Genomic DNA, 16,766 nt, shown 5'->3' on the forward strand with positions numbered 1-16,766 from the left:
GCGCGTTCAGCGCCGGCTGTGGGATCGCGGCGAGCACCTGCCCGGTGGGATGCTCAGTCCGTCGCGGTGCGCCCGGCCGTGGCGAGGACTTCCGCGATCGCCGCGGGCAGCGCGTCGGCGACATCGAGCGCCGTGATCGGACCGGCGCCTCCGCCGCCACCGTTGCGCGCGGCCGCGATGACGCCCGCGCGGCCGTGCACCCACGCCGCTGTCGCCGCGAGCGGGCCGAGGGCTTCGGCGTCCAGTCCCCCGCCGTCGACCTCGCGGCGCGCCTGCGCCGCGGCGACCACGGCGCCGAGCGCACCGGCGAGCACGTCGCCGGTGCCGGCCGTCGCGAGCCACGCCGTCCCGGAAGAGATCCGCGTCGTCCAGCCGGAGGGGGTCGCGACGATCGTGACGGCGCCCTTCAGCAGCACCGTGACCCCGATCGCCGCGGCGGTCTCGGCTGCCTGCGCCGCCCGCGCGGCATCGCCCTGCGGCGTCGTATCGTCGAGGCCGATCCGGCGCCGCAGGGCGGCATGCTCGCTCGCGTGCGGCGTGACGACGACGGGCGCTGTGGCAGCGGGAGCCAGGTCGAGCGCCCCCGCGTCGACGACCACGGGGACCTCACTGGCGAGGACGTGATGCAGCGCCGCGGTGACCGGAGCGGGGCGTGCCGCGGCATCCATCCCCGAACCCGTCACCCACGACTGCACCCGTCCGTGGGCGGTGACCATCTCGGGTCGACGGTGGAGCACGAACTCCGCCGCGCGCCGCGGGCCGAGGTAGCGCACCATGCCGGCGCCCGCTCGGCACGCCGCCTCCACCCCGAGCACTGCCGCTCCGGGGTACGTGTCCGACCCGGTGCGCACACCCACGACTCCTCGGGAATACTTGTCATCGTCGGAGTTCGGCGCGTACAGCCACGCCGCCGCATCGGCCGCCGACCATTCCCGTGCATCGCCCGCGTCGACCATGGCGCCACCCTACCCCCGCCCTCGTCACATCCAGGAGCAGCCGAATGAGCGTCCTCTTCTCGCCCCTGCAGATCCGCGACATCGTGTTCCGCAACCGGCTGTGGGTGTCACCGATGTGCCAGTACAGCGCGGTCGACGGGATGCCGCAGGAATGGCACCACGTTCATCTCGCGCAGTTCGCCGGCGGCGGAGCGGGTCTCGTCATGGCCGAGGCGACCGCCGTGCTCCCCGACGGCCGCATCTCACCCGAGGACACCGGCATCTACAGCGATGCGCATCGCGACGCCTGGGCTCCTCTCGCCGCCGCGATCCGCGCCCGCGGCGCCGTCCCCGGCATCCAGCTCGCCCACGCCGGCCGCAAGGCGTCCACCTGGCGCCCCTTCGATCCGCGGTCGGGATCGGTGCCCGCCGACGACGGCGGCTGGCCGACGGTCGCGCCGTCGGCGATCGCGTACGACGGGTTCGCCGCACCGCGGGAACTCGACGCCGGCGGGATCGACGAGATCGTCACGGCGTTCGGCGACGCCGCGCGGCGCGCCGTCGAGGCCGGATTCGCCGTCCTCGAGGTGCACGGTGCGCACGGCTACCTGCTGCACCAGTTCCTCTCGCCGCTCAGCAACCGGCGCGACGACGAGTACGGCGGGCCGCTCGAGAACCGCGCCCGGCTGCTGCTGCGCGTGGTCGACGCGGTGCGGGCGGCGGCCCCCGACGCCGGGCTGCTGGTGCGGCTCTCGGCGACCGATGCCGCGGACGACGGATGGGATGTCGCCGACACCGTGGCGGTCGCCCGGATGGCCGCCCAGCACGGCGCCGATATGTTCGACATCTCCAGCGGCGGGCTCGTCGCCCACCAGCGCATCACCGTGGGACCGGGATACCAGGTTGGCTACGCCGCCCGCGTGCGCCGCGAGGCGGGCGTCGCCGTCAGCGCCGTGGGGATGATCGACGACGCCGCTCAGGCGGAGCAGATCCTCGCCGCGGGCGACGCCGACGCGATCATGGCCGGGCGCGAATGGCTGCGCGACCCGCACTTCGCGCTGCGCGCGGCGAGCGAGCTCGGCGTCGACATCGACTACTGGCCGGCCCAGTACCTGCGGGCGCGGCCGCGGCGCTGAGCCGCGTCAGCGCCGCTCGGCGCAGCGACCGCTCGGCGACCGCACGAGAAGGTCGCGCAGTCGTCGGCAGCGGTGTCGAGGAGCGTCAGCGCCCGTTCGCGCGGTGACCGCGCCGCGTCGCATCCTGCACCTCGCCGATGAGCTCCTCGATCACGTCCTCGAGGAACAGCACGCCGACGGTGCTCCCGTCGGCCGCGCGCACCTGCGCGAGGTGGCGGCCGGCTCGGCGCATGAGCGCGAGGGCGTCCTCGAGGTCGGTCGTGGCGAGCACCGGCACCATGTGATGGATGCGCTTGGCCGGGATCGTCTTCTCCACGTCGGCCGGCGCATCCGGATCCTCCGCCGCCCGCAGCACGTCCTTCAGGTGGACGTAGCCGACCGCGGCGCCGGTCTCGTCGACGATCACGTAGCGCGAGAAGCCGTGCTGGGCGACGGCGCGCTCGATCTCCAGCGGCGTCGAGGAGCGGGGCAGCGTCACGAGGTCGGCGAGGGGCACGGCGATGTCGCCGGCCTTCTTGTCGGTGAACTCCACGACCGCCGCGACGGTGCCGGAGGTGTCCTCGAGCACTCCCTCCCGGCGAGAGCGGTTCACGATCGTCGCGACCTCATCGAGAGTGAACGTCGACGCCGCCTCATCCTTGGGCTCCACGCGGAATGCCAGCAGCACGCCGTTCGCGAGCCAGTTCAGCGCGACGATGACGGGGTGGAAGACCTTCGACACCCACACGAGCGGCGTCGCCAGCAGGAGCACCGCCCGGTCGGGAACCGAGAACGCGAGGTTCTTCGGGACCATCTCGCCGAACACGACGTGCAGGTACGAGACCAGTACGAGCGTGATCACGAACGCGATGACGTCCACCGCGGCCTCGCCCGCGCCGGTGAGGCCGAGCGGGGCCGCCAGCAGGTGATGGATCGCGGGCTCCGACACGTTCAGGATCAGCAGCGAGCAGATCGTGATGCCGAGCTGCGTCGTCGCGAGCATGAGGGTCGCATGCTCCATCGCGAACAGCGCGGTCTTCGCCGACCGGGAGCCGCGCTCGGCGAGCGGCTCGATCTGCGAACGCCGGGCGGTGACGACGGCGAACTCGGCGCCGACGAAGAACGCGTTGACGGCCAGCAGGATGACGAGCCACACGATTCCGGCCCAGTCGTTCATCGCTCGCCCCCGTTCTCGTCGACCGGCGGGGCCGGTGTGAAGGTGACGCGGTCGATGCGGCGGCCGTCCATCCGGGCCACCGTGAGGGTGCCGTCGTCGACGGCGACGGTGTCGCCGACGCTCGGGATGCGTTCCAGGAGGCTCATGATGTACCCGCCGACGGTGTCGTAGACATCGCCTTCGGGGACGCGCACGCCCGCGCGGTCGCGCACCTCGTCGGGGCGCCAGTCACCAGGGAACGACACGGTCTGGCCGCCGCGGACGATCTCGGCGCGGCGGCGGTCGTGCTCGTCGAGCACCTCGCCGACGATCTCCTCGACGAGGTCCTCCAGGGTGACGATGCCGGCGGTGCCGCCGTACTCGTCGAGCACGATCGCGAGCTGGTACCCGCGGGCGCGCAGCTCGGCCAGCAGGCCGTCGAGGTGGACGGCCTCGGGCACGCGCAGCGGTTCCGAGGCGAGCGCGGCGGCCGGGACATCCGCTCGCCGGTCCCTGGGGACGCTGACCGCGGCCTTCAGGTGCACGACGCCGACGATGTCGTCCATCGACTCGCCGGTGACCGGAAAGCGACTGTGCCCGGTGCGCCGGGCGAGCTGCACGACGTCTTCGGCGGAGTCGTCGGCTCCGACCGCGCGCAGGCTGGGCCGGGGCGTCATGACGTCGGCCGCCGTGAGGCGCGAGAAGGTGAGGCTGCGGTCGAGGAGCGTCGCGGTGTCCTGCTCGAGCACGCCGGCGCTCGCGGAGCGGCGCACGAGGCTCGAGAGCTCGGACGCGGTGCGGGCGCCCGAGAGCTCCTCCTTCGGCTCGAAGCCCATGGCGCGCAGCACGCCGTTCGCGGAGCCGTTGAGCGCGACGACGGCGGGGCGGAACACCGCGGTGAACGCGACCTGGAACGGGAGGACGAGCTTGGCGGTCTGGCGCGGCAACGCGAGGGCGAAGTTCTTCGGCACGAGTTCGCCGAGGATCATCGAGACGATCGTGGCGATGGTGACGCCGATGATGACGGCGACCGGCGATGCCGCGGCGGCGGGGATGCCCCATCCCGCGAACAGCGGACGCAGCAGGTTCGAGATCGCCGGCTCCATCGTGTAGCCGGTGAGCAGAGTCGTCAGCGTGATGCCGAGCTGCGCGCTCGAGAGGTGCGTCGACGTGCGCATGAGCGCGGCGATCGTGATGCGCAGCCGGGTCTCACCCCGCGCTTGGCGCGCCTCGAGGTCGGCGCGATCGAGGTTGACGAGGGCGAACTCGCTGGCGACGAAGAGTCCGGTGCCCACGGTGAGAAGAAGCCCCACGGCGATCATGACGTAGTCCATCACGCATCACCCCCTGCGGGGGCGGGTTCGTGGGGCGGGCGTCTGCAACTCGGCGGGTCGTCCATCGTGCGCACAATTCTACGACAGCCCACTGTCGTGCTCCACGAGCGGCGGTGCGCCGCGGCGCGGCGGCGTCCCGGCCGTGTTTCGAGACCGAGTGCTAAGCATCAGGCTCGTGCTGCAGCGTTTCGCCCAGTGCTGCAGCATCATGCTCATGCTGCAGAGTTCTCCCCAGGGCTGCAGATTCCCGCTATTGCGCCAGATAATTCCAGGCGCATCAGCGGAAAGGTGCAGCCCTGGGACTTCGCCCGTTGGCGCAGGGCCGACGGCGGTCGCGTCGGCGCCCGATAGATAACGCATCTCCACCGTCGCGGCCTCCCGAGACGGGGGAAATCGGCCTCATCGGCTTCGTTTTCCACGGATGGGGGTGCGTCGCCCCGCGCACGGCGCCGGCGCAGCAAGCTCCTCGTATGGCCTCGACCGCTGTGCGCAACCTCGTCATCACGCGACGAAGCGATCGTCCCCTCGAACTCATCGACGACCGTCGTCTGTATGCGGCGATCGCGTCGGGCGAGTGGACCCGGATCGCGACCGGCGCATATTCACCCACGCCGATGTGGGCTGCACTCAAGCCGATCGAGAAGCATCGAGTCTTCGTCCGTGAAGTGCTGCGGCGGCTGAAGGGTCCAGCCGTCGTGTCGCATATGGCGGCCGCTGCCGAACACGGCATCGACGTCCTCGGCGCGTGGCCGAACCGGGTCGACGTCACGACCGAACGCACGGAGGGTGGGCGATCCAGCGGCACCGTCCGCCGACACACGCTCGGACTGGACCATGTGGAGACGGCGGAGTTCGAGCGGCACCGCATCACCAGCCCGACGCAGACAGCGCTCGATCTGGCGCGTGACCTGCCCTTCGTGCGCGCTGTCAGCGCCGTGGACCAGGCGATCTGGACCGGGCGGAGCGGCGGCCCTCTGACCACGATCGAGGAGATCCTCGCGCTCACGCGCAGCACACCTGAACGGCGGTCCAACGCACGCGCTCGGCGTGTTCTCGCATTCGCCGAGCCGCTCGCGGCGAACGTCCGTGAGAGCCAGAGTCGAGTCGTCGTGGTGCAGCTCGGCTTCCCCCGTCCACGTCTGCAGGAGCGCCGCGTCCTGCGTAGTGGTCGCGTCGCGTACGGTGACCTCTACTTCGAGCAGCACGATCATTGGTGCGAGGTCGACGGGCGGGTGAAGTACGTCAAGCCGGAGTTCGACTCCCGGCGCGACATCACCGAGATCGTGATCGACGAGAAGGATCGCGAGAACGAGATCCGACGAGAAGTACGGGGGTTCTCTCGCTGGGCCGCGAAACAGGCCGATGACCCGCGGGCGATCTGGGACATCCTGACCGGCGACGGCATGCCCTGCTCCAAGCCGCGCCCGTAGCGCTGCGGATGTCGCCGGCCGCCGGCTCTGAGGTTCCGGCGGCAATGACTCTGAGGCCTCCGTTTGCTCTGGTGCTGCAGTCTTCGGCGAATGCGCCAGGAAAACCGTGCCGCATCTGCAGGAAACTGCCGCACGAGGGAAGACGATGCCGCATTAGCAGGATGTTGCAGCATTACGAAGATCGAACGACGAAGATCGAACGACGCAGAGCGAACGACGAAGGGCGCGCCGCGCCGCGCCGCGCCGCGGCGCTACCAGCTGACGGGGAGCGCCTTGCCCTCGTCGTAGCCGGCGGCGGACTGCAGGCCGACGCGGGCGTGCTCGTGGAACTCGGGCACGGTGCGCGCGCCGGCGTAGGTGAACGACGACCGCACGCCCGACGTGATCATGTCGACGAGGTCCTCGACGCCGGGGCGCAGCGGATCGAGGTAGATCTTCGACGACGAGATCCCCTCGGCGAACAGCTCCTTGCGCGCGAGCTCATACGCCTCGAGTCGCCCGAACCGCTCGCGCACGGCCTTCGTCGAGGCCATCCCCCACGACTCCTTGTAGACCCGCCCCGACGCATCCTTCTGCAGCTCGCCCGGCGCCTCGACGGTGCCGGCGAACCACGAGCCGATCATCACGGATGCCGCGCCGGCGGCGAGCGCCAGCGCCACGTCGCGGGGGTAGCGCACCCCCCCGTCGGCCCACACGTGCGCGCCCATGAGCCGCGCGGCCTGCGCCGTCTCGAGCACCGCCGAGAACTGTGGACGTCCGACCGCGGTCATCATCCGGGTGGTGCACATCGCGCCCGGGCCCACGCCGACCTTGATGATCGAGGCGCCGACCGTCACGAGATCGTGGACTCCCTCGGGGGTGACGACGTTGCCCGCGACGATCGGGATGCCGGTGCCGAGCTCGGCGACGGCCTCGATCGCGCGGAGCATGCCGTCCTGATGCCCGTGGGCCGTGTCGACGACCAGAACGTCGACGCCTGCGGCGACCAGCGCCTGCGCCTTCGCCTGGACGTCGCCGTTGATGCCGATCGCGGCAGCCACGATGAGCCGCCCGTCGGCGTCGACGGCGGGCCGGTACAGCGTCGCCCGCAGCGCGCTGCGCCGCGAGAGCGTGCCGATCAGCACGCCGTGCCGGATCACGCACACCGTCTCCGCGCCGCTGTCGACCATGAGGTCGAACGCGTGCCGCGCATCCGTCACATCGTCCGCGTCGATCGCCGTCGGCCGCGCCCGCACGAGGTCGCCGAGGCGTGCGTCGGGCAGCGCCGTCGCCAGTCGCGACGCGGGGACCACCCCGCGCACGTCGTCGATGGACATCCCCTCGACCGGGGCGTCGGCCACGACGATCCCGTAGCCCTCGAGCGGCGGGAGGATGCGCGCGGCGTCGACGACGGTGGCGTGCGACGGCAGCACGAGCGGGGTGTCCCACGGCACGGGCTGCGCCTTCACCCAGCGGATCGCGGCGTCGAGCTCCTGCAGCGGCATGTCCTGCGGCAGTACGCCGAGGCCCCCGCGGCGGGCGAGCGTGGCGGCGAGGCGGGCCCCGGTCACGGAGTTCATGTTCGCGGAGACCAGGGGGATCGTCGCGGTCGTCCCGTCGCCCGGCGAGAGGTCCACATCGAGTCGGCTCGTGACGTCGGACCGCCGCGGCACGAGGAACACATCCGAGTAGGTCAGATCGACCGTGGGCTGCTCTCCGTAGAACTCCATGCTGTCAAGGCTAGCCATTCCTTCCGAGCGCGAAGATGATGCTGAATCGTGGCCGCCGCGCCCGCGGATGCGGAGCACTCGCCAGGTGTCTGGACTAGGCTTGATCGACGTGCGCAAGGGCCGCGAACGTCCCCGCACATCCCAGATCTGAGCGAGGAAAGCAGGCGAGCGAGCGTGTCGAGCCAGTCCAGCGGCGTCGGGACTTCGAGCGAGGGAGAATTCGGGGCCAACGAATGGCTCGTCGATGAGCTCTACGAGCAGTTCAAGAAGGACCGCAACTCCGTCGACAAGTCATGGTGGCCGATCCTCGAGGACTATCACCCCGTCGACGCCGCCGCACCGAGCGGAACAGGCGACACCGCCACCACGGCACCCGCGGTGACCACTCCCTCCGCCGACGCGCACCCGGTGACAGCGCCCGTTCCGGTCATCGGCCAGGCGCCTGTGGCCCGGACTACCGCCAAGCCGGCGGCGCCGCAGCCGATCCCGGCGCAGGCGCCGAAGGTCAAGCCGTCCGCCGCCGAGGAGGCGCCGGCCGGCGACGGCGATCAGGATGTCGTCACGCCGCTGCGCGGCATGACGAAGACGCTCGCGGCGAACATGGACCGCTCGCTCACGGTGCCGACGGCGACGAGCGTGCGCACCATCCCGGCGAAGCTCATGATCGACAACCGCATCGTGATCAACAACCACATGTCGCGCACCCGCGGCGGCAAGGTGAGCTTCACCCACCTCATCGGCTGGGCGATCATCAAGGCGCTGCAGGAGTTCCCGAGCCAGAACGTCTATTACGCCGAGGTCGACGGCAAGCCCTCCGTCGTCGCCCCCGCGCACATCAACCTCGGCATCGCGATCGACCTGCCGAAGCCCGACGGCACCCGCGCGCTCATGGTGCCGAGCGTCAAGCGCGCCGACCAGCTCACGTTCGGCGAGTACCTGGCGTCGTACGAGGACCTCGTCAAGCGCGCCCGCGCGAACAAGCTCACCGCGGGCGACTTCGCCGGCACCACGATCTCGCTGACCAACCCCGGCGGCATCGGCACCGTGCACTCGGTGCCGCGGCTCATGAACGGCCAGGGCTGCATCATCGGCGCCGGTGCGCTGGAGTACCCGGCCGAGTTCCAAGGCTCCTCCGACAAGACCCTCAACGAGCTCGGCATCGGCAAGACCATCACGCTGACGAGCACCTACGACCACCGCGTCATCCAGGGCGCCGGCTCGGGCGAGTTCCTGAAGAAGGTGCACGAGCTGCTCGTCGGACAGCGCGGCTTCTACGACGACATCTTCGCCGCCCTCCGCATCCCGTACGCCCCCATCCGCTGGGCGCAGGACATCAACGTCGACGTCGCCGAGCGCGTCGACAAGACCGCCCGCGTGCAGGAGCTCATCAACTCGTTCCGCGTGCGCGGTCACCTGATGGCCGACATCGACCCGCTCGAGTACCGCCAGCACACCCACCCCGACCTCGAGATCGAGAGCCACGGGCTCACGTTCTGGGACCTCGACCGCGAGTTCGTCACCGGTGGCTTCGGCGGCAAGCGCGTCATGAAGCTGCGCGACATCCTCGGCGTGCTGCGCGACTCCTACTGCCGCACGCTCGGCATCGAGTACATGCACATCCAGGACCCGATCCAGCGCAAGTGGTTCCAGGACAACATGGAGGTCAAGTACCAGAAGCCGAGCCACGACGAGCAGCTGCGCATCCTCAGCAAGCTCAACCAGGCCGAGGCGTTCGAGACCTTCCTGCAGACGAAGTACGTCGGGCAGAAGCGCTTCAGCCTCGAGGGCGGCGAGTCGCTCATCCCGCTGCTCGACCAGATCCTGCAGGGCGCGGCGACGGCGGGGATGGACGGGGCCGCGATCGGCATGGCGCACCGCGGTCGCCTCAACGTCCTCACCAACATCGCGGGCAAGACCTACGGTCAGGTGTTCCGCGAGTTCGAGGGCTCGGTCGCCGTCGGCAACAAGAGCGGCTCCGGCGACGTGAAGTACCACCTCGGAATGGATGGCACGTTCGTCGCCGACGGCGGCGAGCAGCTGCCGATCCACCTCGCCGCGAACCCGTCGCACCTCGAGACGGTGGACGGGGTGCTCGAGGGCATCGTCCGTGCGAAGCAGGACCGCAAGCCGATCGGCTCGTTCACGTACCTGCCGATCCTCGTGCACGGCGACGCCGCGTTCGCCGGCCAGGGCGTCGTCGTCGAGACGCTGCAGATGTCGCAGCTGCGCGGCTACCGCACCGGCGGCACGATCCACATCGTGGTGAACAACCAGGTCGGCTTCACGACGCTGCCCAACGACGGCTTCACCTCGGTGTACGCGACGGATGTCGCCAAGACCATCCAGGCGCCGATCCTGCACGTGAACGGCGACGACCCGGAGGCCGTCGTGCACGCCGCCGAGGTCGCGTTCCGCTACCGCCAGGAGTTCCACCGCGACGTCGTCATCGACATCGTCTGCTACCGCCGTCGCGGCCACAACGAGGGCGACGACCCGTCGATGACCCAGCCGCTGATGACGAACCTCATCGAGGCGAAGCGCTCCGTGCGCCGGCTGTACACCGAGTCGCTCGTCGGCCGCGGTGACATCACGGAGGAGGAGTACGACACCGCGAAGAAGGACTTCCAGGACCGCCTGGAGATCGCCTTCGCGGAGACGCACGCAGCTGAGACCGGCACCTCCCCTGTCGTGTCGCCGGGCGACGCGGGCGTCATGGCCTTCTCCGGCGAGCCCGACACCACCGGCGTCTCGCGCGAGGTCATCGAGTCGATCGGCGACGCCTTCGTGAACAAGCCCGACGGGTTCACGGTTCACCCCAAGCTCGACAAGCTGCTGCAGAAGCGCCTCGAGATGAGCCGCACCGGCGACATCGACTGGGGCTTCGGCGAACTGCTGGCGTTCGGCTCGCTGCTGCTCGAGGGCACGGCGGTGCGCTTGGCCGGGCAGGACACGCAACGCGGCACGTTCGTGCAGCGCCACTCCGTGCTCCACGACCGGGAGAACGGCCAGGAGTGGATCCCGCTGACGAACCTGTCGGCGAACCAGGGCCGCTTCTGGGTGTACAACTCGCTGCTCAGCGAATACGCGGCGATGGCGTTCGAGTACGGCTACTCCGTGGAGCGACCCGACGCGCTGGTGCTGTGGGAGGCCCAGTTCGGCGACTTCGCGAACGGCGCGCAGTCGGTCGTCGACGAGTTCATCTCGTCGGCCGAGCAGAAGTGGGGCCAGCAGTCGGGCGTCGTGCTGCTGCTGCCGCACGGCTACGAGGGGCAGGGCCCCGACCACTCCTCGGCCCGCATCGAGCGCTATCTGCAGCTGTGCGCGCAGGACAACATGACGGTCGCGCGTCCGTCGACGCCCGCGTCGTACTTTCACCTGCTGCGCCGGCACGCGTACGCGCGTCCGCGCCGCCCGCTCATCGTGTTCACGCCCAAGGCGATGCTGCGCCTGCGCGGGGCGACGAGCCAGGTCGAGGACTTCCTCACCGGCAAGTTCGAGCCGGTGCTCGACGACGGCGGCGACAAGGCGGCGGTCAAGCGCGTGCTCCTGCACTCCGGCAAGATCCACTGGGATCTGAAGGCCGAGCTCGACAAGAACCCGAACCCGGCGATTGCGCTGGTGCGCCTGGAGCAGTTCTACCCGGCGCCGATCGACGAGCTGAACGCCGTGCTGTCCCAGTACCCCGACGCCGAGCTGGTGTGGGTCCAGGACGAGCCGGAGAACCAGGGCGCCTGGCCGTTCATCGCGCTGGAGGTCGCCGCGCAGCTCGACCGGCCGGTGCGTCGCATCTCGCGCGCCGCCGCGGCATCCACCGCGACCGGTTCGCCGAAGGTGCACGCCGCCGAGGCCGCCGCGATCCTCCAGCAGGCCACGACACTGTAACGTCGGGGTCGTCGTCCTCCGGGACGGCGCCGTGCGACTGCGCCGGCATCGAGTCACACGGGCTCGACGCCGGCGCGGTCGAATACGGATGCCGCGGCCGCCGCGGAGTCGTCGCGATCGGCCGTGACGAACCCGAGGCCGCTGCGGCGCTCGACGATGTGACCGTGCATCGCATGCGACGCATCCGTCTGAGTCCGTCGGCGGGTCCTGTGCCGTGGCGCTCGACGTCAGGCCGAGACCGACGACCTCACGCCGAGACGGTGTGCGCGTCGCGCAGCTTCGCCAGCACGAGCTCGCGCAGCTCCTCCGGGGCAGCCTCCTTGCACGAGCGCGCCACGACCTCCGTCAGGGTGCGCGCCACGATCGCCTCGTCCTGGCATCCCGGGCACCCGTCCAGGTGCTCCTTGATATCGGCGGCAGCCGTCTTGCACACCTCGTTGCGGAGGTACTCCTCGAGGTCCTTCCTGGCCTTCTCGCAGCCACAGTCCGTCATTTCTTGCTCCCTGATGCGGTGATTCCGCGTTCCTGTGCGTACCCGGCAAGTCGTTCACGAAGCATGCGTCTGCCACGGTGCAGACGGCTCATGACCGTGCCGATGGGGGTCTTCATGATGTCGGCGATCTCCTGGTAGGCGAACCCCTCGACGTCGGCCAGGTACACCGCCAGCCGGAAGTCCTCGGGGATCGCCTGCAGCGCGTCCTTCACGACGCTCGCCGGCATGTGGTCGATCGCCTCGGCCTCTGCCGACCGCGCGCTGGTCGACGTCGTCGACTCCGCGCCGCCCAGCTGCCAGTCCTCCAGGTCGTCGATGTGGCTCTGGTAGGGCTCGCGCTGCTTCTTGCGGTACGTGTTGATGTACGTGTTCGTGAGGATGCGGTACAGCCACGCCTTGAGGTTCGTGCCCTGGCGGAACGTGTGCCACGACGCGAACGCCTTGACGAACGTCTCCTGCACGAGATCCGACGCATCGGCGGGGTTGCGGGTCATCCGCATCGCCGCCGCATACAACTGGTCCATGAACGGGAGCGCCTGCTCCTCGAACTGGGCACTCGCGTCGGGTGCGGCCGCGTCGTCTGTGGTGGGAGTCTCGTCCATCGACGGCAAGTCTACGTGCGCCGTCGCCCACAGGTCAGGGCGCTCCAGAGTGGCGATCATCCGGCTCCTCTCGGGTGTTCGTTAGGGTAGAACCCGATGACCGACCACCGGTATTCCCCCGATCCCACCGGATCGACACCGACCGCGTCTGCCGCGTGGACAGCTCCGCTGGCCACGGGGGCGCTCGACGCGACGGTGAGCGTGCCCGGCTCCAAGTCGCTGACGAATCGCGAGCTCGTGCTGTCGGCCCTCGCCGACGGACCGAGCCGGCTGAGAGCCCCCCTGCACTCCGACGATTCCGTGCGCATGATCGAGGCGCTCCGCGCCCTGGGAGTGGCGATCGAGGCCGAGCCGGGCGACGGCGAGTTCGGCGACGACATCGTCGTCACACCGGTGTCTCCGTTCACCGCCTCGGGCGACGTCGACTGCGGCCAGGCCGGGACGGTGATGCGCTTCGTCGCGCCGCTCGCGGGTCTGGTCGACGGCGAAGTGACGCTCACGGCGCATCCGAGCGCTCTGCACCGCCCGATGGGCGCGATGATCAAGGCCCTGCGCGACCTGGGCGTCGACATCGACGATGGCGGTCACTGGGCCCTGCCGTTCACGGTGCGCGGTCGCGGGCACATCCGCGGCGGCGAGATCACGATGGACGCGAGCGCGTCGAGTCAGTTCGTGTCGGGACTGCTGCTCGCGGCGACCCGGTTCGACGTCGGCCTGCACCTCATCCACGAGGGCGCACGGCTGCCGAGCCTGCCTCACATCGACATGACGATCGAGGCCCTCGGCCGCCGCGGGGTGATCGTGGAGCGGCCCAGCCCGACCGAGTGGGTCGTGCCGGCGGGCTCCATCCGCGGCAAGGATGTGCATGTCGAGCCCGACCTCTCGAACGCCGCGCCGTTCCTCGCCGCCGCGATGGTCGCCGGGGGCCGCGTGTCGGTGACCGGATGGCCGACCCACTCCACCCAGCCGGGCGCGCTGCTGCCCGAGATCCTCGGGCTCATGGGCGCCCGCACGCACCGCCGCGGCGGCGCGCTGCACGTGAGCGCCGGTCAGCACATCACCGGCGTCGACCTCGACCTGTCGGCAGCCGGTGAGCTGGCTCCCACGCTGGTGGGGCTCGCCGCGCTCGCCGACGCGCCGTCGACGATCCACGGCATCGGGCACATCCGTCGTCACGAGACCGACCGCCTCGCGGCCCTCGTGGAGAACCTGCGTGCGCTCGGCGGTGAGGCCGAAGAGCTCGACGACGGCATCCGCGTCGTCCCCCGTCCGCTGCACGGCGGGCTGTGGAAGGCGCGCCACGACCACCGCATGGCGACGACGGGCGCGCTGCTGGGCCTGGCGGTGCCGGGCGTCGAGGTCGACGACATCGGCACGACGGCGAAGACCATGCCCGAGTTCCCGCAGCTGTGGGCGCGCATGCTGGGCGATGAATCAGGGGATGCGGCGGCCTAGCCGCGCACGCCGATGAGCTGGCTCGACGACAGCGACGACGACGAACCGGAGTTCGACGAGTCGGACGTGCGGGTGCGGCCGAATCCGAAGGCGAACCGCCCGCGCACCAAACGCCGGCCCGCGCACGCCGACGCCGTCATCGGCCGGGTGCTCGGTGTCGACCGGGGCCGGTACACCGTGCTCGTCGACGAGGACGCGCCCGACGAGCACACGGTTCTCGCCAGCCGCGCGCGGGAGCTGCGCAAGCAGCCGATCGTCACGGGAGACCGCGCACGCCTGGTGGGCGACGTCTCGGGCGGGGAGGGGACCCTCGCGCGCATCGTGGGCATCGAGGAGCGCACGACGCTTCTGCGCCGCAGCGCCGACGACACCGACCAGGTGGAGCGCATCATCGTGGCCAACGCTGACCAGATGCTCATCGTGGTCGCAGCCGCCGATCCCGAGCCGCGCGAGCGCCTCGTCGACCGCTACCTCGTGGCGGCGCTCGACGCAGGCATCCGCCCCCTGCTCGTCGTGACGAAGACCGACCTCGCCGACCCGCGCGCGTTCCTCGGCCACTTCCAGGGGCTCGACCTGCGCGTGTTCACGAGCGCCCGCGGCCACATGCCGGTCGATGAGATCGGGGCCGCGCTCGTCGGCCACTCCACGGTGTTCGTGGGGCACTCCGGCGTCGGCAAGTCGACGCTCGTCAACGCCCTCGTGCCCGACGCCGGCCGTGCGACTGGGCACGTCAACGAAGTCACCGGCCGCGGACGGCACACCTCGAGCTCGACGGTGTCGCTGCGCTACCGCGGACCCGATGGGGCGGGCTGGGTGATCGACACTCCCGGGGTGCGGTCGTTCGGGCTCGGCCACGTCGATCCCGACCACATCCTCGACGCGTTCACTGACCTCGCCGAGGTCGCGAAGGAGTGCCCGCGGGGCTGCACGCATCTGCCGGACGCCCCCGACTGCGCGATCATCGAGGCCGTCGAGTCGGGGCGGCTCGGCCCCACCGCCGCCGGCCGCCTCGACTCCCTGCAGCGCCTGCTCGCGACCTTCGCCGACCGCTGAGCCCGCCCCGCCCCCTTGAGAGCACGCTGACGCGGCCCAGCTGTGGCGCGAGATCGTACGATTTCGCCGAGTGAACACGAGGTTTCGCGCGGGATGATGTTCCGTCGGCGAGATCGTACGACTTCGATGCAGAGGCTGTGAGCCGCGCGGACGGCCGTAGGCTGGGGGTATGACGCAGCTCGTACCGGGCGACATCGCCCCCGATTTCACGCTCACCGACCAGGACGGCGCGGAGGTGTCGCTCGACGATCTGCGCGGCGGCAAGGTCGTGCTCTACTTCTACCCCGCCGCGATGACGCCGGGCTGCACCACCGAGGCCTGCGACTTCCGCGACAGCATCTCCTCGCTCGCGGGCGCCGGCTACACCGTGATCGGGGTGTCGCGCGACGAGCCGGAGAAGCTGCGCGAGTTCCGTGAGCGCGACGGGCTCACGTTCCCGCTGCTGAGCGACCCCGACCACGCCGTGCACGACTCGTACGGTGCGTGGGGCGAGAAGATGAACTACGGCAAGAAGGTCGAGGGCGTGCTGCGCTCGACGTTCGTGATCGACGAGAACGGCGCGATCACGCTCGCCCAGTACAACGTGAAGGCCACCGGGCACGTCGCGCGGCTGCGCAAGCAGCTCGGCATCGACTGAGCGGCACCGGATGCGGCGGCCGCCGCGGCTCTATCGGGCAGCGTCGTCCTTCTCGGCCTGCTTGCGCTCCCGGTTCGCGCGGCGCACGTCGAGCACGAGCGGCACGAGTCCGAGCACGCCGACGATGGCCAGCGCGAGCCCGATGAGCGGGTGCGCATACTGCCCCGTCACGGCGCCGAGCGCCACGGCGAGGATCAGCAGCTGAGCCACGGTTCCGCCGCTGCGTCCCCAGGAGATCCGCCGTGCCACCCCGACGGCGAACGCCGTGAGCGCCGCCGCGCCGATCGCGGTGAGCACGATGAGCGCGATCGCACTGACCGCCGAATCGGTGTCGCCGGCGGCGAGGGCGACGATCTGCCAGGCCACCAGCGCCACGACGCCGAGGGCCTCGATCCCGAGTACGAGCGACGCCACGCGGGCGGGGGTGTTCATCGGCGATCCGGTCCTTTCCGCGTGCGGGGCGCCGCGTTGTCGATCTGCGCGTTCCTGGGCGCTTTATCAGCACAATGACCAGGATTCTTCACGGGAAACCCTTGATTCGACCGCTGTGCTGTGGAACCATTGAACACGTTGTGTGCTCCCACAGCGGCGTGGGGCGAGCATCCGCTCGCACGATCTCCAGGCTACCGGAACCCGAATCCGACCCGGAAACTACCCGACACGACGTTGACATCTCTCAGTCAAGGAGCACTCTGCAATGGATTGGCGCGACAAAGCCGCTTGCCTTACCGTCGACCCGGAACTCTTCTTCCCCGTGGGGAACACCGGGCCGGCCGTCGACCAGATCGAGAAGGCGAAGGCCGTCTGCGCACGCTGCACGGTGACCGAGATCTGCCTGCAGTACGCCCTCGAGACCGGTCAGGACTCGGGCGTCTGGGGCGGTCTGAGCGAGGACGAGCGCCGCGCCCTCAAGCGGCGCGCCGCTCGCGCGCGCCGCGCCTCCTGATGGTCCCGCACCCTGGAGA

The 16,766-nt window shown here is 70.5% G+C and carries 14 protein-coding genes; 7 read left to right on the plus strand and 7 right to left on the minus strand.

Annotated features, from left to right (window positions below; genetic code table 11):
- Positions 1-53 precede the first annotated feature (53 nt).
- Complete coding sequence (locus AC3RX1_RS00390) at positions 54-956, minus strand: ADP-dependent NAD(P)H-hydrate dehydratase (protein WP_491499250.1); 903 nt, start codon at positions 954-956, stop codon at positions 54-56.
- A gap of 44 nt (positions 957-1,000) precedes the next feature.
- Between AC3RX1_RS00390 and AC3RX1_RS00395 the strand changes: the two genes are divergently transcribed.
- On the plus strand, positions 1,001-2,071 hold the full coding sequence (locus AC3RX1_RS00395) for an NADH:flavin oxidoreductase/NADH oxidase (protein ID WP_491499251.1): 1,071 nt from the start codon (positions 1,001-1,003) through the stop codon (positions 2,069-2,071).
- Positions 2,072-2,156: 85 nt separating this feature from the next.
- On the opposite strand, the gene AC3RX1_RS00400 is transcribed toward AC3RX1_RS00395, so the two are convergent.
- Together AC3RX1_RS00400 and AC3RX1_RS00405 are read right to left on the minus strand one after the other, a co-directional pair.
- Positions 2,157-3,227: a hemolysin family protein gene (locus AC3RX1_RS00400; protein ID WP_491499252.1), complete on the minus strand. Its 1,071-nt coding sequence runs from the start codon at positions 3,225-3,227 to the stop codon at positions 2,157-2,159.
- Entirely contained in the window at positions 3,224-4,540 is a 1,317-nt protein-coding gene (locus AC3RX1_RS00405; RefSeq protein WP_491499613.1) for a hemolysin family protein, read from the minus strand. The genes AC3RX1_RS00400 and AC3RX1_RS00405 overlap by 4 nt, the downstream gene beginning before the upstream one ends.
- A 470-nt stretch (positions 4,541-5,010) precedes the next feature.
- Here AC3RX1_RS00405 and AC3RX1_RS00410 point away from each other — a divergent pair, with 470 nt between their 5' ends.
- Positions 5,011-5,970 carry a hypothetical protein gene (locus AC3RX1_RS00410; RefSeq protein ID WP_491499253.1) on the plus strand — a complete coding sequence of 320 codons (960 nt, stop codon included), beginning with the start codon at positions 5,011-5,013 and terminating at the stop codon, positions 5,968-5,970.
- A 251-nt stretch (positions 5,971-6,221) separates the two neighbouring features.
- Here the strand turns inward: AC3RX1_RS00410 and guaB1 are convergent, their stop codons facing one another.
- Positions 6,222-7,679: a GMP reductase gene (gene guaB1 / locus AC3RX1_RS00415; RefSeq protein WP_491499254.1), complete on the minus strand. Its 1,458-nt coding sequence runs from the start codon at positions 7,677-7,679 to the stop codon at positions 6,222-6,224.
- A 174-nt stretch (positions 7,680-7,853) separates the two neighbouring features.
- Between guaB1 and AC3RX1_RS00420 the strand changes: the two genes are divergently transcribed.
- A complete protein-coding gene (locus AC3RX1_RS00420; protein WP_491499255.1) occupies positions 7,854-11,561 on the plus strand; it encodes a multifunctional oxoglutarate decarboxylase/oxoglutarate dehydrogenase thiamine pyrophosphate-binding subunit/dihydrolipoyllysine-residue succinyltransferase subunit in 3,708 nt (1,235 codons plus the stop codon).
- Between the two features lie 247 nt (positions 11,562-11,808).
- Here the strand turns inward: AC3RX1_RS00420 and AC3RX1_RS00425 are convergent, their stop codons facing one another.
- Positions 11,809-12,054: a zf-HC2 domain-containing protein gene (locus AC3RX1_RS00425; RefSeq protein WP_491499256.1), complete on the minus strand. Its 246-nt coding sequence runs from the start codon at positions 12,052-12,054 to the stop codon at positions 11,809-11,811.
- Positions 12,051-12,716, minus strand: coding sequence for a sigma-70 family RNA polymerase sigma factor (locus AC3RX1_RS00430; protein ID WP_491499257.1), 666 nt, complete (start codon positions 12,714-12,716; stop codon positions 12,051-12,053). Before AC3RX1_RS00430 ends, AC3RX1_RS00425 begins: the two co-directional genes overlap by 4 nt.
- A gap of 36 nt (positions 12,717-12,752) precedes the next feature.
- Between AC3RX1_RS00430 and aroA the strand changes: the two genes are divergently transcribed.
- The 3 genes from aroA to bcp all read left to right on the plus strand — a co-directional run bounded on the left by aroA (position 12,753) and on the right by bcp (position 15,801).
- Positions 12,753-14,111 carry a 3-phosphoshikimate 1-carboxyvinyltransferase gene (gene aroA / locus AC3RX1_RS00435; RefSeq protein WP_491499258.1) on the plus strand — a complete coding sequence of 453 codons (1,359 nt, stop codon included), beginning with the start codon at positions 12,753-12,755 and terminating at the stop codon, positions 14,109-14,111.
- Between the two features lie 12 nt (positions 14,112-14,123).
- Positions 14,124-15,164 carry a ribosome small subunit-dependent GTPase A gene (gene rsgA / locus AC3RX1_RS00440; RefSeq protein ID WP_491499259.1) on the plus strand — a complete coding sequence of 347 codons (1,041 nt, stop codon included), beginning with the start codon at positions 14,124-14,126 and terminating at the stop codon, positions 15,162-15,164.
- A 169-nt stretch (positions 15,165-15,333) separates the two neighbouring features.
- On the plus strand, positions 15,334-15,801 hold the full coding sequence (bcp, locus tag AC3RX1_RS00445; protein WP_491499260.1) for a thioredoxin-dependent thiol peroxidase: 468 nt from the start codon (positions 15,334-15,336) through the stop codon (positions 15,799-15,801).
- A 30-nt stretch (positions 15,802-15,831) separates the two neighbouring features.
- Here the strand turns inward: bcp and AC3RX1_RS00450 are convergent, their stop codons facing one another.
- On the minus strand, positions 15,832-16,233 hold the full coding sequence (locus AC3RX1_RS00450) for a histidine kinase (protein WP_491499261.1): 402 nt from the start codon (positions 16,231-16,233) through the stop codon (positions 15,832-15,834).
- Between the two features lie 265 nt (positions 16,234-16,498).
- Here AC3RX1_RS00450 and AC3RX1_RS00455 point away from each other — a divergent pair, with 265 nt between their 5' ends.
- Positions 16,499-16,747, plus strand: coding sequence for a WhiB family transcriptional regulator (locus AC3RX1_RS00455; RefSeq protein WP_039397845.1), 249 nt, complete (start codon positions 16,499-16,501; stop codon positions 16,745-16,747).
- Positions 16,748-16,766 lie beyond the last annotated feature (19 nt).

The sequence above is a fragment of the Microbacterium altimontanum genome, from assembly GCF_058349865.2.

What these genes read in the sequence shown, in the direction of transcription:
- AC3RX1_RS00390 (WP_491499250.1), bottom strand. Translation starts at nt 956, where the DNA reads ATGGTCGACGCGGGCGATGCACGGGAATGGTCGGCGGCCGATGCGGCG.
- AC3RX1_RS00395 (WP_491499251.1), top strand. Translation starts at nt 1,001, where the DNA reads ATGAGCGTCCTCTTCTCGCCCCTGCAGATCCGCGACATCGTGTTCCGC.
- AC3RX1_RS00400 (WP_491499252.1), bottom strand. Translation starts at nt 3,227, where the DNA reads ATGAACGACTGGGCCGGAATCGTGTGGCTCGTCATCCTGCTGGCCGTC.
- AC3RX1_RS00405 (WP_491499613.1), bottom strand. Translation starts at nt 4,540, where the DNA reads ATGGACTACGTCATGATCGCCGTGGGGCTTCTTCTCACCGTGGGCACC.
- AC3RX1_RS00410 (WP_491499253.1), top strand. Translation starts at nt 5,011, where the DNA reads ATGGCCTCGACCGCTGTGCGCAACCTCGTCATCACGCGACGAAGCGAT.
- guaB1 (WP_491499254.1), bottom strand. Translation starts at nt 7,679, where the DNA reads ATGGAGTTCTACGGAGAGCAGCCCACGGTCGATCTGACCTACTCGGAT.
- AC3RX1_RS00425 (WP_491499256.1), bottom strand. Translation starts at nt 12,054, where the DNA reads ATGACGGACTGTGGCTGCGAGAAGGCCAGGAAGGACCTCGAGGAGTAC.
- AC3RX1_RS00430 (WP_491499257.1), bottom strand. Translation starts at nt 12,716, where the DNA reads ATGATCGCCACTCTGGAGCGCCCTGACCTGTGGGCGACGGCGCACGTA.
- aroA (WP_491499258.1), top strand. Translation starts at nt 12,753, where the DNA reads ATGACCGACCACCGGTATTCCCCCGATCCCACCGGATCGACACCGACC.
- rsgA (WP_491499259.1), top strand. Translation starts at nt 14,124, where the DNA reads ATGAGCTGGCTCGACGACAGCGACGACGACGAACCGGAGTTCGACGAG.
- bcp (WP_491499260.1), top strand. Translation starts at nt 15,334, where the DNA reads ATGACGCAGCTCGTACCGGGCGACATCGCCCCCGATTTCACGCTCACC.
- AC3RX1_RS00450 (WP_491499261.1), bottom strand. Translation starts at nt 16,233, where the DNA reads ATGAACACCCCCGCCCGCGTGGCGTCGCTCGTACTCGGGATCGAGGCC.
- AC3RX1_RS00455 (WP_039397845.1), top strand. Translation starts at nt 16,499, where the DNA reads ATGGATTGGCGCGACAAAGCCGCTTGCCTTACCGTCGACCCGGAACTC.